Origin of the sequence: Salinimicrobium sediminis, from assembly GCF_900215295.1 — a bacterium.
In the GTDB taxonomy this organism is placed as follows: domain Bacteria; phylum Bacteroidota; class Bacteroidia; order Flavobacteriales; family Flavobacteriaceae; genus Salinimicrobium; species Salinimicrobium sediminis.
The window spans coordinates 227188-242352 of the sequence record NZ_OCMF01000002.1; the positions used below are offsets into that span (position 1 = coordinate 227188).

A 15165-nucleotide genomic window follows, 5' to 3' on the forward strand; every position below is an offset into this window, starting at 1 on the left:
ATTATAGCCAAAAACTGAAGCCCATTAAATACCATTTTAGGCAAGCATTTGTTTAACAGGGATTTATCACAGGATCTCCTGCTGAAGTGGGTTGAATAAAATATATTAGGAGAAGAGATCATTACTACCATTGGAAGAAAAAAAGAAGAAGAAGGAAAAGAAAAAGAAAGGATCGGGCTTAAAGTTATTTTTCAAGATCTTGCTCGGGATCCTGATCTTTATTTTTCTGTTGATATTATTCGTCCGCAGTCCCTGGGGCCAAAATATCATTGTAGATAAACTGGTCTCCTACATCAGCAACAAAACCAATACAGTTGTAGAAGTCGATAGGTTATTTATCACTTTTGGAGGGGATATAAGCTTGGAGGGACTTTACATGGAGGATAAAGAAGGGGATACTTTAATATACTCCCGGAGTTTGGAAGCAGATATTCCACTCTTACCTATCATTCGTGGGCAGGGTTTCAGGATCAACAGCCTGGACTGGGAAGGGGGAAGAGCCAATATTAAAAGGCAGGACACCATTGAAGGTTTTAATTACCAATTTCTCATGGATGCCTTTGCAACTGCAGACTCTACAGCAACTACTACACCAGCAGATACTACTGCAGCTCCCATGGAATTCTCTCTCGGGGATATTGATATAAAAGATCTAAGGCTTAACTATGACGATGGCTACCTGGGCATAAGCAGCTATTTTAATGTGGGGCATTTAATGGTGGAGATGCAGGAATTTGGGTTGGATAGTATGGAGTTTGCCGCCGGGGATGCCCTCATTGAAGAAACAATGTTCAGGTATGCCCAAACCAAACCCGCTCCCCCTTCGGAAGGAGAAGAAGTACCTCTTCCCAAGTTTTCCATAGAAAATCTTGAGGTGAACCGGGTCACAGGCACCTATCAATCGGTACCTGATGGTATTCTTGCCGATGTTGATATAGCCAACCTGCTCCTGGAACTTCCCGAAGCCAATCTTGAAGGCACCTCTTTAGTGGTTGACCGCCTTGATCTTAGAAACTCCAATATTACCCTAAAGACTTCCCCAACTTCTTCACCTGTGCAGGATACTAACACCGTAGCTTCTGCTTCTGAAGGTTTTCAATGGCCTCTTTGGACAGTGAAAACTAAGAATATTGATCTGCAAAATATCGGTTTTAAATACCTGGTCAACGGGAAGGAACCTACCCGGGGAACTTTTAATGCTGAAGCTTTGGTTTTACAGGATTTAGATCTGAATATGCCCGCTCTTGTACTTGCCGACGAAATTCTCGAAGCGAAGGTGAAAAAATTAAATTTTGAAGAAGCCTCCGGTTTATTTTTAAAAGAATCAAATTTTGCCCTTTTAGTGACCGAAGAAAAAATGCAGTTGCAGGATCTCGTGGTACAGCTCAACGGCAATAGGATAGAGGGAAACCTGGTGGTAAACTATAATTCCCTGGATCAGTTTTTAGAAAACCCCGAAAATGCAACTGTAGATCTTAACCTGCCCACCTTCAATCTGGACCTGCAGGAGATCTACCGCTTTCAACCGGACCTGAGGCAAAATCAATATTTTGCTGTCCTTGCCAAAAAAGGTGTATCAGGTTCGCTTTCTGCTGAAGGAAGACTGGCAGCAGTACAGATTGAAAACGCTAATATTAATTGGGGTGCGAATACTTCTCTTTCAGCCAACGGTACCATTTTTAATGCGACAGATCCCGATGCTTTAAGATTCGATCTTCCCCGGGTGCGATTCAATTCTGCAGGGGGAGATTTAAAAGCTTTTGTGGAGGAAGATAGCCTCGGCATCAGGATTCCCGATAATTTGAACCTTGTTGGCAGCTTCAGCGGGACACCAGAAAATATTTCCGCAGATGCTGTGCTGGAATCTTCCGCAGGAAAAATTGATGTGGAAGGTAGCTTTACCAGTTCACCCGGCATAGCTTTTAATGCAGACCTGCAGGTAACAAGTTTGCAGGTAGGTCAAATCCTTCAGAATAAAGCCCTGGGACCTTTGAGTTTAAATATACAGGCTTCGGGTAGTGGCGGGGACGTAAATTCCCTCGACGCAGTAGTGGAAGGGACTATTGATACGCTAACCTACAACAATTATAAGTTTAACAATATTGCCCTTAAAGCCCAACTGGAAGACGGAAAAGGCTTTGCCAATATTGACTATAAGGACAAAAACCTTAATATGGAATTTGAAAGTTTCGTGCAACTGGATTCCATAGCACCCGAGATCGCCCTGAATCTAAACATTATTGGGGCCGATCTGCATGCCCTGGGCCTTTCCCTGAACCCGGTGAACACGGCAATGGAGATCAAAGGTAATTTCAAGGGAAATCTTGAAAATTTTGATGCAACTGCAGTAGTTTCAGATGGGGTTTTTGTGTATGCAAATGAATCATATCTGCTTGGAGATGTCGATATCCTGACTCATGTAAGACCGGACACTACTTCCCTTGCTATTCAAAACCGCATGCTGGACCTTAGGCTGAATTCCAATACAGATCCAAATAATTTCATTAATGCCCTTAATCGCCACTATCAAAGTTATTTTACAACTGTTGAGACCATTGACACTGTAGCGAATCCTGTGAACCTGGATCTTCGTGCACAGGTAAGCCCTTCTCCAATTCTGGAAGAAGTGTTTTTGCCTAGCCTGGAAGCTTTTGATACTATAAATGTGCAGGTAGATTTCCGGGAACGGGAAAAAACCCTGGTAGGGAATGTAAGCCTGCCTTTTATTAAAGCTTATGGAACAGAAATAGACAGCCTGCAATTTAGATTGGATTCTAATCCTGAAGAATTGGTTTTTGATTTCGGACTCCAAAGTTTGGACGCGGGTCCATTAGCTATAAAAGAAACCTTGATGGAAGGAAGACTGGTTGATGAAGAACTAAACCTTAGCTTTATTTCAAATTATGAAGGGGAGCCTTTATTGGCACTTAATTCAAAGATCACAAAAAATGAAGACGTTGTGAGGATACACCTGGAACAGGATAGCCTTATTCTTAATTCAAATTCCTGGCAAATCGATCCTCAAAACGAGATCCTGGTCGGGGAAGATTTTTATACCTTCAACGAATTCAGGTTAAGCAGAAATAATCAGCAATTAAGGATAAGCAATGAAGTCCCCAAGGTTCAAAAAGAGCATATCGGGATCGAATTTCAGAATTTCAATCTGGCCGCCATCTTTTCTTATCTGAATCCGGAAGATCAGCTTACTTCCGGAAATATGAACGGGAACTTTATTATTGAGGAACCTTTTGGTAATACCGGATGGGTGGCAGACCTTACAGTTAATGAATTCAATGTTATGGAAGTTCCATTGGGAACTTTGAGTTTTGATGCCAATGCAGTGGGAATGGACACCTATAATTACGAGCTTACCGTAAAAGGAAACAATGCCGATATTGATCTCGCAGGGACTTACCTCGCAGATGAAAATGGCGGAAATTTGGATATGAACATTGATCTCAACAGGGTCAACATGGAACTAATTGAAGGTTTTTCCATGGGAGCAATTAATAATACTAACGGAAATTTCTCCGGAAATTTCTCCGTTACAGGGGATCCTTTAAAACCTGACTATGAAGGAAATCTTCATTTTTCTGAAGCCGGTTTTACAGTTGCCATGCTTAATGCGCCATTTACTTTACCCGATGAAAATCTAAGAATTGACACCACCGGAATTTATATGGAAGATTTCGATATTCGCGATTCCAGGGGGAATTCCTTTGTTTTAAATGGGGCGGTACTTACAGAAAACCTGCTTAATCCCGGTTTTGACCTAAGTTTCTCTGCCAATAATTTTATGGCTCTAAACTCTACTGCCGAAGATTTTGACCTGTTCTACGGAACTGCGGTTTTTGATGCGACAGGTTCCGTAACCGGAAATCTGGAATTGCCTCAAATTGAACTGGATCTTGAGGTTTTAGAGGAATCAAATATCACTTATGTTATTCCGGAAGCTAATCTCGAAATAGAGGAAAGAGAAGGAGTAGTGATCTTTGTTAATCGCGAAAACCCTGACAGGATTTTAACCAGAAGGACCGATGAAGTTGAAGGTGGTGCATTTTCGGGATTTGCGCTGAATTCCTATATCTCTGTTCAGGAAGGGGCGACTTTTAAGATCATTTTAGACGAAGATACAGGGGATCACTTTCAGGCATCCGGCGACGGCGACTTATTGTATGACATCTATCCTAACGGCCGTACAACTTTGTCCGGGCGTATGGAGATCAATGACGGCTACTATGAAATGAGCTTGTACAACCTTGTTACCCGCAGGTTTGAAATTCTGGAAGGAAGCACTGTAGTATGGTCTGGAGATCCCATGGATGCCGACCTTGATATTACTGCAGTTTATAATGTAGAAGCTTCGGCCTCAGGATTAATGGCTGCCCAGATCACATCCCAACCTTTAGGCGATCAGGATCAATACAGGCAGGAATTGGATTTTCTCGTCTATTTAAGAATAGGAGGGGAGATCTCTGCACCAAAACTTTCTTTTGGATTGGATATGCCCGAAGATGAACAGGGAGCGCTTAGCGGCCAGGTATATGGAAGAGTCCAGCAGGTTAATCAGCAGGAAAACGAGCTTAATAAACAAGTATTTTCGTTACTGGTTTTAAACAGATTCTTTCCATCTTCAGGAAGTCCGGGAACAGAAGGAGGTACTTTATCATTTGCCAGGGACAATTTAAATGAAGCCCTTTCTGACCAGTTAAATGTCTTTTCAGACAGGTTAATGGGTGAAACCGGAATTGATCTCAATTTTGGATTAAATTCTTTTACAGATTATCAGGGGGAGAGTCCACAGGAAAGAACGCAGCTCGATATTACGGCCCAGAGAAGCTTTATGGATGACAGGCTAATTGTGAGTGTTGGAAGCGAGGTGGACGTGCAGGGGTCGAGCCCTGTGGAAGAAGCAAATCCTTTAATAGGAAAAGTAAGTCTTGACTATTTGCTCACCAAAGATGGAAGATTCCGCATCCAGGCCTTCAGAAGAAATTCTTACGAAAATATCATTGAAGGCCAGGTAATTATTAGCGGTCTCGCCCTCATCTTTACCCAGGAATTTAACCAGTTCAGGGAATTGTGGAATGAAGTCTTTAATCCCGGTGCAGGAAAAGAAGAAGAAGAAGAAGAAGAAGAAGAACAATCTGAAGAATAATATGCAGAAGATATTTTACTTTTTGGGAACTATAACAGCTTTAATCTTGCTGCATTCCTGTAGCGTAAAAAAATTCATTCCCGAAGATAAATTGCTCTATACAGGTGCAGACCTGGAACTTTCTTCAGAAGATGAAATAGAAGATCGAAAATCTCTTAAAGCGGAATTAGAAAACCTGATCACCCCCGAACCCAATTCCAGAATCCTGGGATCAAGGATAGGGCTTTATTTTCATTATAAAGCTCAAAAAGAAAATCCGGGGTTCATCAATCGCTTCATGAATAAAAGACTGGGAGAGGAGCCGGTATATCTTTCTGATGCAGATCCTTTTCAAACAGAAGACCTTCTTAAAAACCGTCTTGAAAACCGGGGTTACTTTTATAGCAGAGTAGGGCACAGCGTCAATGAAAACCCGGAAAATAAAACTGCATCCATTACTTATAAAGCAATTCTACCTCAAAATCCATACATCCTGGCAGATTATGCTATGGATTCAGATTCTCTTATGGTCTATCAAGCGATCGAGGAGACTCTCCCGGAAACTTTGCTGAAGGAAGGGGAACCTTTCAACCTTAGTATGATGAAGGCAGAAAGAGAACGAATAGACGCGGCTCTCAAGAACAGAGGGTATTATAACTTTAGCTCAAATTTTCTCATTTTTGAAGCCGATACCAATCAATATGACAGGAAAAAATTTGACCTTTTTCTGCGTGTAAAAAACGAAGTTCCTGAAGCCGGTTTAAAACCTTACCGTATAAAAGAAGTGAATATTTATCCAAATTATTCACTGGGTTCAGATTCTCTTGCGCAGGATACTATTAGGTACAACGACAGGAATTATATCCAGGATGAGATCTTTTTTAAACCTGAAAAATTAGATCCTTTTGTTTTGTTGGAGGAAGGTGATCTGTATAATCCGGAAAAATCCGGTAAGACCAGCAGGCGTATTACTTCAATTGGAACTTATCAATTTGTAAACATAAGGTATGATGAGATCGATTCTCTGGCCACTGATAGCCTTGGGTATTTGGAAGCAAACATTTTCCTTTCCCCAATGAACAAGCGGGCAATAAGGGCAGAGCTACAGGCCATTACTAAATCCAATAACTTTGCCGGGCCACATCTTGCGCTCACCTATACCAACCGGAATCTTTTTCATGGCGGAGAGATCTTGAATTTGTCGGGCAAAGTGGGTTATGAACAGCAACTTTCGGGAGGGGATAACATAGGGAAGCGCAGCATCATCCTCGGTGTAGATGCAGATGTTGTTTTTCCCCGCATGCTGTTTCCAATTATCGAGATCAACAGCAACTGGTTTGAGTATTCAATTCCAAAAACAAAAATTGGCGCCGGCTTTGAATATTTGAACAGAAGTGAGTTATTCAGCCTTTTCTCCGTTAACGGGAGCTTTGGCTATCTATGGAAAGCGAACAGGTTCATCACTCATGAACTCAATCCGTTTTCTGTAGATTATTCACAACTGAGTAAAACCACTCCGGAATTTGATAAAATCCTGAAGGAAAATCCTTTTCTAAAAAGCAGTTTTGAACAACAATTTATTGCTGGTTTAACCTATTCGTTCCTGTATAGTGAAATGATTGATGCACTGGATGAACACCAATTCTTTGTAAATGCCAATTTAGACCTGGCAGGAAATTTATTGGATTTGTTAAGCAAGGGAGAGGCGCCAAAGAAATTCCTGGGAATGGAATTTGCCCAGTATGCAAAGATAGATACCGATCTTCGTTACCATTTTAATTTCGCTCCCGAACAAACCCTTGCCACCAGGATTTTTGCCGGAATTGGTATTCCTTATGGAAATTCTGATGTCATGCCTTACAGCAGGCAATTTTATGCCGGGGGACCTTATAGCATCAGGGCATTTCCTATTCGCTCCCTGGGACCGGGGAGGTACACCATTGAAGGGGAGGAGGAAATACCCTATTACGATCGCACAGGAAACTTAAGGCTTGAGGCCAATGTGGAATATAGATTCCCTATTTATCAATTCCTGAAAGGGGCTGTTTTTGCAGATGCAGGGAACGTATGGAATACCAAAAGAAGAAATCTTCCACCAGAGGATCAACTTACAGAACAGCAAAAACGACTGATAGAAACCGGAACTTTTGGTTCTTCATTTATTGATGAATTTGCAATAGGAGTAGGGCCGGGTCTAAGAATTGATATTCAGAGTTTTGTGATAAGATTTGATCTCGGTTTTCCCGTACACACCCCATGGTATGAAAAAGGGGAGAGATGGCAATTTAGGTTTGATGACCCGCAATTCAATTTTGCGATTGGTTATCCTTTCTAATGCTGCATCTTGGAACCAAAGCAAAGATCTCCTGCATCTCCTAAACCCGGAACAATATATCCTCTTTCATTCAATTTCTCATCAATGGTGGCTATCCATAAATGGGAATTTTCAGGAAACACCGTTTCCAGGTATTCTATCCCTTCTGTAGCACCAATAACGGAAACCAAATGAATCACTTTAGGGGTTCCCATTTTTTCCAGAGCTTTTAGCACATTCACAAAAGATCTGCCGGTAGCGAGCATGGGGTCTGCCAGGATAAGGGTTTTTCCTTCAAGGGAAGGAGAAGCCAGATATTCAACCAGGATCTCGAATTCTTCATCATTGTTTGGGTGATGCCGATACGCAGAGATAAAAGAATTGTCGGCCGCATCGAAGTAATTTAGTAACCCGGTGTGTAACGGCAATCCTGCACGGAGGATGGAACAAATTACCAGTTCTTCCTGTGGAAGTTGAATTTTTGCCTGGCCCAGAGGAGTCTGCACTTCTTTTTCAGAAAAATTAAAATTCTTACTCAGTTCATATCCCATAATTTCTCCTAATCTTTCAATATTCCTGCGGAAGCGCATCCTGTCGGTTTGCAGGTTGATATCCCGAAGCTGGGATATAAAAGTATTGGCAATAGAATTCTTTTCAAGTAGGTGATGAACGTGCATAATAGCTTTGTGTAATGAAGATTTTCAAAGTTAAAAATTTTGCCTTAATAAGTCTCATTTTACATGATTCTAATAAAGATATTTCAACAGGGCATTTTATACTTACCCCATAGAAATATATTTAAAAATGTGATTAAAATTGTATCTTTAGGTATCCAGTATGCTGCAAAACAATTGATTAAAGAATTTATAAAATTATATTTATGAAAGAAAAAGAAGAGTTTTTGCGTGAAGTCAACAGAGCATACGCAGAAGGTGATGAGAAATGGTTTATGGACCATATTACCGATGATATTTGCTGGGTGATCGTGGGAGAAAAAGATATTGGAGGAAAATCGGAGTTTAAAGAGGTACTGGAGCAAATGAAAGAAATGCCCGCTCTTAACATTGAAGTGGAAAATATTTACGTGACTAACACCCACGGAATTGTCGAAGGGGTGGTAATAAGCAGGAACAGGCTTGGACAAAAGAAACATTACGGCTTTTGCGATATCTATAAATTTGCAGAAGGAAAAGACCTGCGAATTTCAACCATTACCTCTTATGTAATCGATATTAGCAGACACCTGCAATACAGGGAAAGCTGTTAAAGAAAATAGCCACTCCAGGAGTGGCTAAAAAATTATTTTCTATTGTCGTTATCTCTGGTCTTTTCCGAAGGATCTTTATATTTTTCCGCTTTTTCTCCTTTATAAACAGTCTCACTTTGAGATTCTATATTGTCATTTGAATTTGCAGATTCCTTAGGTCTTCTTTCTTTTTCCACGTCTTGCGGTTTGTTGGTGGTGGGATTGAATTTTCTGTCATCGTCTCCCGGAAGGTCAAGATCTGCACCTGCATAATCAATGGGTTCTTCTCTCTCTTTAAAATAATCTCCCTTTCCTTCGTCCTGGCTTTGGTTGTTTAGCACTTCTTTGTCTTCTGGGGTAATATTGGAGTTGTAGTTGTTATTATCCTGATCTCTTTCAGATTGACCGGCACGATTATTTTTGGGTTGTTCTTCTTTCTTTGTCATGATTTAGTTTTTATTTTAAATTACAGATTATCTTATATTTACCCGAGCTTTTGCGGTTAAATTGCAGTTAAATTTCCTCCGAGGGATTTAAATAATTTTTACTTCAGAAATAATTTGGTTAAATATTTGATACCCTGTCGTTGAAGATATACTGATGATGAAAAACTTTATTCTACTTCTTTTTTGCCTTGTCGGTTTTGCGGCTCAGGGGCAAATTGATAATCCTACAGCTCCTGTAAAGGCGCCGGGAGAACTTATGGCTCCTAAGACCGGAAGTGAATCTGAATCTTATTTAAAAACTTCGGGCAATCACAGTCTTAGCTCCAAAAAAGGAATTTTCAGCAATACCAGTGAACCCATAAAATTAGGAGAGAAGGAAGAAAAAAGCTTCAGCATGAGGACAGATCAAAATGGCCTGATGACCTTCAAAGGAAAAGATTATACCCCTAAAGCTTTCGTTAAAGACAAGGAAGTAAGGGAAGAATTCCGAAGAGATCAATATTTGGGAGATTTCAAAACTACAGGTGTGTTTGTGGAACTCTACTGTCGTGATCATGAATATATTGACGGGGACCGGGTGAAAATTAGTATCAACGGGGTTGTTATTGACGCCAACAATCTTTTGGGAGGAACTTTTACTCCTATTATGGTTAGGTTGGATGATGGCCTCAACAATATTGAGTTTGAAGCCCTCAACCAGGGAACTTCAGGGCCCAATACCGCAGAACTTCGGGTTTATGATGACCAGGGTAGGGAAGTGGTTCGAAAAGAATGGAACCTGCTTACCGGATCAAAAGCCAACCTGGTTGTTGTAAAACAGTAAATTTCCTATAAATTCCCCTGCATTAAATTATAGATATTAAAGCCGAAAAGGATCAGGATTGCTATCAATGCTAAAACTGTGGGAACAGGAATATTATTAATGTTGAGCCTAATGTAAAACGGCGGCTTTTTATCTGTCTCCTTACGTTTCTTATGTCTTAAATTAAGTAAGGCGACATTCACCATTCCAAACACAATAAAAATAAAGATATTACTGAGACTGGCCACGATCTTCAGGTTTCCTATCAATCCAAACCCTATAGCCACAATACTTATAGCTATGATTGCAAAGTTGGGTGCATTCCCTATTCCCGAAATTGTGGTAAATTTTTTGAGCCAGGATTTATTGCTATCCCTTGCCACATCATAAAGCAGTCTCGAAGTTCCAAGAATATTACTTAAGATGGTTTTGCTGGTAGCAAAAAGTGCTATGATGACCAGGGAAGTTGCGCCCCATGTTCCAAGCTTTGTCTCAATTACGGCAGCCAGCGGTCCATTTGAATTCGAAAGCTCATTCCAATCCAGCACGTTTACAGCACTAACAGCGATCAAAACGTAAATAATTAGGACCAGGATCCCACTCATGATCACTGCCTTTGGCATATTAACTTTGGGATTTTTAGTTTCTTCGGCCATTTTCACCAGGTCCTCAAAGCCTATATAACTAAAAAAGATCAATGCACCTCCCGCCAGTAGGCCGGTCCACCCGTTTTCATTCGTTTGCAGCAGGGGTTCAAGCCGGAATTCAGGAATGCTGACTACAACCACCGCAGCGAGACCCGTTAGGGTGATAATAGTGGCGAAGGAATTATAATAGGAGCTATATTTTGTGCCTATAATGTTGAAAAAGGCCATAAAAGCAATTATAACAATGACAATGATCCAGGAAGGGATATTGACCAGCCTGCTAAGATAATCGGCAAAACTAATGGAGATGGCGGCTGCAGCCACTATTCCCGTAAAAGCCATAAAAACAGACATAATAAAGGCTGTTTTTTCACCCAGGCCTTGTTTTATATACTCAAAACTACCTCCGGAATCGGGATAGCGGCTTACGAACTCTGCATAAGACAGGCCTGTTAAGAGTGCTACTGTCGCAGCGATAACAAAACTGAGCCATAACATATTTCCACTTAGACCTGCTGCCTTTCCTATTATAGCATAGATTCCGGCGCCAACGATACCTCCAACACCAAACATTAATACATCCCAGAATCCTAAATTTCTTTTGAGTTCCTTTTTTCCCATTGATGATCTTTAATTTAATCCATTTGTTTCAATATAATTTTTCATCTGGGATAGAAAATAAACTTAACAGGAACTAAAGAAAAAACTAACAAATTTTAAGCTGAAACAAGATCTCAGGGGAATTTTGTAAATTGAAGAGAAATTACGGTCTATGAAAAAAGTTCTTATTGCGATCGATTATCATCCCATTTCAGAAAAAGTTGCCGAAGCGGGCTATGAATTGGCAAAAAACCTTAATGCGGAAGTGTGCCTACTTCATGTTTTAAATGACGTGGGTTTTTATGGCACCCAGTATCCCACTTTTATGGGATACGACGGTTATTCGGGAATGGCTCCGGACCTTGACCTGGCCCTGGAAATGAGGAATATTGCTGAAGAGTTTATGGGAAAGGCTAAAGCTCATCTTAATGATGAAAGGGTGAGCACCTATATTGCTGAAGGAGATACCGCCAAAACAATACTAAATTATGCCGAAGAATGGGGTGCTGAGGTTCTGGTGATGGGCACCCATAGCCATTCCACCTTTGAAAAACTGCTGTTAGGAACCGTTGCCGGGAAGATCCTTGAAAAAACCAAAACTCCATTATATTTAATTCCTATTAAAAAATAGCTTCTTAAAATTGGCGTATCTTTATAAAGATTAGACCTTTTGTACGGAAATTATTTCCGAAAGATTCCCCTTTCAAACAAATCGAGCTAACGATTAAAATAGATTGATATGAAAAACAGGGAATTTTTTAGAGTATGCATGCTGGTAAGTATGCTATTCTTTTTCGCCGAGAACATTGCCCAGGAAGCAACAAATTCTGTTGTAAGGACAATTGATGATAAAGACCTGCAGTGGGGACCTTGTCCAGATTTTATGCCGAATGGTTGCGAGATTGCTATTCTCCATGGAGATCCTGCTAAAAAAAACGCAGATGTACTTTTCAAAGTACCTGCCAATACAGACATTCCAAATCATAGCCATACCTCTGCAGAAAGGATGATCCTCGTTTCGGGAGAAATGGATGTTACTTATGAAGGAGAGGAGACGCAAAAGCTAAAAACTGGAAATTATGCCTATGGTCCTGCCATGAAACCTCACAGGGCTCGCTGTGGAGATGCGGGATCTTGTGTACTATTCATTGCCTTTGAAGAGCCGCTTGATGCTATTCCCGTGCAGGAGTAAGGTAGAAAAACGATAAAATCAGGAGAAACTTCCGGGAATTCAGGTAATTTTTGGAGGGCTAAATAGTTGTGGTAAAAACAAAAAGAAATCATAACTTTGTGTTTTACTGCAGCTCTGAATAAATTAGGTTAATCTTCTTCCCGATCTTTTTCCAAAATTCCTTTTAGTTCTTCAGGTAAATTCTTATATTCATTTAAAATCACAACAAAGTCCGAATGGCAAAATCGCAACAAACGTACAACAAAACAGAAAAAGAAAAGAAACGCTTAAAAAAGCGGGAAGAAAAGAAGAAGAAGAAGGATGAAAGGAAGGCAAGTGGAGAATCTGCTTCAGAATTCGCCTATGTAGACGAATATGGAAATTTAACCGATACTCCGCCAGATCCATCCCGCAAAATTGAAGTTGATGCTGAAAGTATTGAGATTGGAATTCCGAAAAAAGAGGAATCAGATGAGGAAGTAGATTTCAGCAAGGAAGGAAAAGTTTCCTTTTTCGATCATTCAAAAGGTTTTGGATTTATCCTGGACAGTAAAACCCAGGAGAAATATTTTGTGCACGTTACCGGTCTCATTGATGATATCGAAGAAAACGACAAAGTTACCTTCGAACTGGAAAGAGGCCAAAAAGGTATGAATGCAGTCCGAGTTAAAAAGCTTTAGTTACTCTTCATAAAGAGAATAAAAAAGCGGCAGTTTAAAACTGCCGCTTTTTGCATTTTAAGATTTCAACCAGCTGTGCCGCAGCTCCATCTGCTCTCCATCTGCATTCATCAATTCCACAAGTCGTAAACCTTTTGACATAGGTTCAATGACCTTAGCCTTGAGTATCTTTTCATTTCCATCTCTCACTACTGTAATGGTAATATCCTCACCAACCTTCCAGTTTACAGAATCGGAGATTAGATCATAGATATTCTGAACATTATAAGCTTTGCCATTGATGCTTTTAATGATATCTCCGCCTTGCATTCCGGTTTTGGTAAAGAAGGTACTTAGCGCAATATCATCTCTCACTACAATCTCTCCTGCGGCGTTCACGGTTATATAGGGCGTCGCCTGGTCTTTGATAAAATAATCTACGGGAATTTCTCCTGAGCGCAACTCAAGTCCCACCTTCTTGAAGAATTCATTGTAGGGGATAGGAGTGGTACCACTAACATAAATCTCGAAGAACTCCCTTATTTCAGGGTAGGTGAGTTCAACAATAACAGAAATAAGTTCTTCATCCTTAAAAGGTCGTTCTTTACCATACTTGTCGGTAAGTTTTTTCATAAGATCCAGAAGGCCTCGTTCGCCATTGCTTAATTCCCTAAGCCTGATATCAAGAGCCATTCCTATTAGAGCACCTTTAAGGTAAACATTATAATAGCTGTCATGATATTCTTCTTCTAATATGTTTTGGCTCATTACCGTAAAAGGCATGGTGTCATCGAAGGCTTTTGAAGCCAATATCTTATCATTCATCCTGTCATAGAAATCCTGATTGGTAATTAACCCCTGATTCACCTGAAATAAGTTTGCAAAATATTCTGTTACCCCTTCATACAACCACAGGTGCTGAGACATTTTAGGATCGTTATAGTCGAAATAATGCACCTCTTCGGAATGAACGCCAAGAGGAGTTAAAATATGGAAAAATTCATGCGACACTATATCTGTAAGTGATTCTAATAAGGCTTCTTTTGCCATAGTTTCGGGCATAACTACTACTGTTGATGTATGATGTTCCAGGGCTCCGAAATTACCGGCATCTCCTTCACCGGGAGTAGCAGAAAGGTAGAGCAGAATAGCATATTTATTGGTGTCATCTATCTCTCCTAAAAAGCTCTTTTGGGCATTGATCATTTTTTCCATGGCAGGTTTAAAATCCTGTGCGCTGTAAACCTTATTTGGAGAGTAAACATGCAAAAGCACCTCCATGTTTTCCGCCTTAAAAGTGGCGGTATCGGCAGTGGCATACATGATAGGATTATCTGTCACTTCAAAATAGCGGTTTACACTAAAGATATCTTTTTGATGACCTTCAGCTCCTACAGTAGATTCATTTACGGTAAGGGCACTTCCGGGGAATAGTCCGTCGGGACGAACAACTTCCAGGCGATATGGTTCTTCGGTCATGTTTTCAAAATAGCCAATGAAGCCATGAAGATTGAGCATATAATTTTCTCCTTCCTTAATATTGGTTCCGGCCATAGAATAAATTCCCTTCTCGCCCTTCACATCATAAGAATCGTTCATCCAATAGGAAATTTTATCAAGACGCGTGGCATCCATGATCTTCCAGCTGTTCTCATCTAAACTGGTAACTGTTAGTTCCTTTCCTTTTTTGTCATAAGCCCTGAAATTCTCAGCAAATTGCCCATAATTCGCAGTAGAGTAGGTGCCGGGTACAGTTTTAGGAATATAGAAAATGATCTCTTCCGAAGTAATGTCGGCGGGATCTACAGTAACCATTACTTTATCATCCTGCACATTCACCAGATCCAGGGTGGCGATAATTGGCTGTTTTTCAGAAACCGGGGTTTGAGCAGTTTTACAACCTAAGATTGTGGCAGTTAATGCCAGGACATATATTATCTTCTTCATTTTATTTTTTTTATTGGACTATAGATTTAATGAAATGTTACACCCGTTATTGAATTGTGATAATTTTTATTGATGACCTAAAATTCAGGCAGGACCAAATTATGATATTGGTCAGGAAAGAACTAAAAAATAAAACAGTTCCTGAAAATTCTGGAGAAAGATTAATAAATTAGAGATGTCTTTTTAAGCCGGAACA

The 15165-nt window shown here is 40.3% G+C and carries 11 protein-coding genes; 7 read left to right on the plus strand and 4 right to left on the minus strand.

The genetic code is table 11. The features are described from left to right. Nucleotides 1-130 precede the first annotated feature (130 nt). The gene (locus CRO16_RS08845) at nt 131-5158 is read left to right on the plus strand and encodes a translocation/assembly module TamB domain-containing protein (protein ID WP_097056026.1); all 5028 of its coding nucleotides are present in this window, start codon (nt 131-133) and stop codon (nt 5156-5158) included. Next, a complete protein-coding gene (gene tamL, locus CRO16_RS08850; protein ID WP_245858960.1) occupies nt 5088-7472 on the plus strand; it encodes a translocation and assembly module lipoprotein TamL in 2385 nt (794 codons plus the stop codon). Before CRO16_RS08845 ends, tamL begins: the two co-directional genes overlap by 71 nt. Here tamL and upp read toward each other — a convergent pair. Then, nucleotides 7469-8128 carry a uracil phosphoribosyltransferase gene (gene upp, locus CRO16_RS08855; protein ID WP_097056027.1) on the minus strand — a complete coding sequence of 220 codons (660 nt, stop codon included), beginning with the start codon at nt 8126-8128 and terminating at the stop codon, nt 7469-7471. The genes tamL and upp overlap by 4 nt on opposite strands. Nucleotides 8129-8331: 203 nt before the next feature. On the opposite strand from upp, the gene CRO16_RS08860 reads away from it, so the two are divergent. Beyond that, nucleotides 8332-8718, plus strand: a complete 387-nt coding sequence (locus CRO16_RS08860; protein WP_097056028.1) for a nuclear transport factor 2 family protein — start codon at nt 8332-8334, stop codon at nt 8716-8718. A 32-nt stretch (nt 8719-8750) separates the two neighbouring features. Here the strand turns inward: CRO16_RS08860 and CRO16_RS08865 are convergent, their stop codons facing one another. Next, nucleotides 8751-9143, minus strand: a complete 393-nt coding sequence (locus CRO16_RS08865) for a hypothetical protein (protein WP_097056029.1) — start codon at nt 9141-9143, stop codon at nt 8751-8753. Nucleotides 9144-9300: 157 nt separating this feature from the next. Here CRO16_RS08865 and CRO16_RS08870 point away from each other — a divergent pair, with 157 nt between their 5' ends. After that, nucleotides 9301-9966, plus strand: coding sequence for a hypothetical protein (locus CRO16_RS08870; RefSeq protein WP_143544486.1), 666 nt, complete (start codon nt 9301-9303; stop codon nt 9964-9966). A gap of 5 nt (nt 9967-9971) precedes the next feature. Here CRO16_RS08870 and CRO16_RS08875 read toward each other — a convergent pair whose 3' ends face one another. Next, nucleotides 9972-11213 (minus strand): APC family permease, encoded by a 1242-nt coding sequence (locus tag CRO16_RS08875; protein WP_097056031.1) that lies wholly within the window; start codon nt 11211-11213, stop codon nt 9972-9974. Nucleotides 11214-11364: 151 nt separating this feature from the next. On the opposite strand from CRO16_RS08875, the gene CRO16_RS08880 reads away from it, so the two are divergent. The 3 genes from CRO16_RS08880 to CRO16_RS08890 all read left to right on the plus strand — a co-directional run bounded on the left by CRO16_RS08880 (nt 11365) and on the right by CRO16_RS08890 (nt 13043). Next, on the plus strand, nt 11365-11823 hold the full coding sequence (locus CRO16_RS08880; RefSeq protein WP_097056032.1) for a universal stress protein: 459 nt from the start codon (nt 11365-11367) through the stop codon (nt 11821-11823). Between the two features lie 108 nt (nt 11824-11931). Beyond that, entirely contained in the window at nt 11932-12384 is a 453-nt protein-coding gene (locus tag CRO16_RS08885; protein ID WP_245858962.1) for a cupin domain-containing protein, read from the plus strand. 215 nt (nt 12385-12599) lie between these two features. Next, the gene (locus CRO16_RS08890) at nt 12600-13043 is read left to right on the plus strand and encodes a cold-shock protein (protein WP_097056034.1); all 444 of its coding nucleotides are present in this window, start codon (nt 12600-12602) and stop codon (nt 13041-13043) included. Nucleotides 13044-13100: 57 nt separating this feature from the next. Here CRO16_RS08890 and CRO16_RS08895 read toward each other — a convergent pair whose 3' ends face one another. Next, complete coding sequence (locus CRO16_RS08895; protein WP_097056035.1) at nt 13101-14969, minus strand: M61 family metallopeptidase; 1869 nt, start codon at nt 14967-14969, stop codon at nt 13101-13103. Between the last annotated feature and the right edge of the window lie 196 nt (nt 14970-15165).

Coding starts and splice junctions, on each gene's coding strand:
- tamL (WP_245858960.1), top strand. CDS start 5,088: ATGAAGTCTTTAATCCCGGTGCAGGAAAAGAAGAAGAAGAAGAAGAAG.
- upp (WP_097056027.1), bottom strand. CDS start 8,128: ATGCACGTTCATCACCTACTTGAAAAGAATTCTATTGCCAATACTTTT.
- CRO16_RS08860 (WP_097056028.1), top strand. CDS start 8,332: ATGAAAGAAAAAGAAGAGTTTTTGCGTGAAGTCAACAGAGCATACGCA.
- CRO16_RS08865 (WP_097056029.1), bottom strand. CDS start 9,143: ATGACAAAGAAAGAAGAACAACCCAAAAATAATCGTGCCGGTCAATCT.
- CRO16_RS08870 (WP_143544486.1), top strand. CDS start 9,301: ATGAAAAACTTTATTCTACTTCTTTTTTGCCTTGTCGGTTTTGCGGCT.
- CRO16_RS08875 (WP_097056031.1), bottom strand. CDS start 11,213: ATGGGAAAAAAGGAACTCAAAAGAAATTTAGGATTCTGGGATGTATTA.
- CRO16_RS08880 (WP_097056032.1), top strand. CDS start 11,365: ATGAAAAAAGTTCTTATTGCGATCGATTATCATCCCATTTCAGAAAAA.
- CRO16_RS08885 (WP_245858962.1), top strand. CDS start 11,932: ATGAAAAACAGGGAATTTTTTAGAGTATGCATGCTGGTAAGTATGCTA.
- CRO16_RS08890 (WP_097056034.1), top strand. CDS start 12,600: ATGGCAAAATCGCAACAAACGTACAACAAAACAGAAAAAGAAAAGAAA.
- CRO16_RS08895 (WP_097056035.1), bottom strand. CDS start 14,969: ATGAAGAAGATAATATATGTCCTGGCATTAACTGCCACAATCTTAGGT.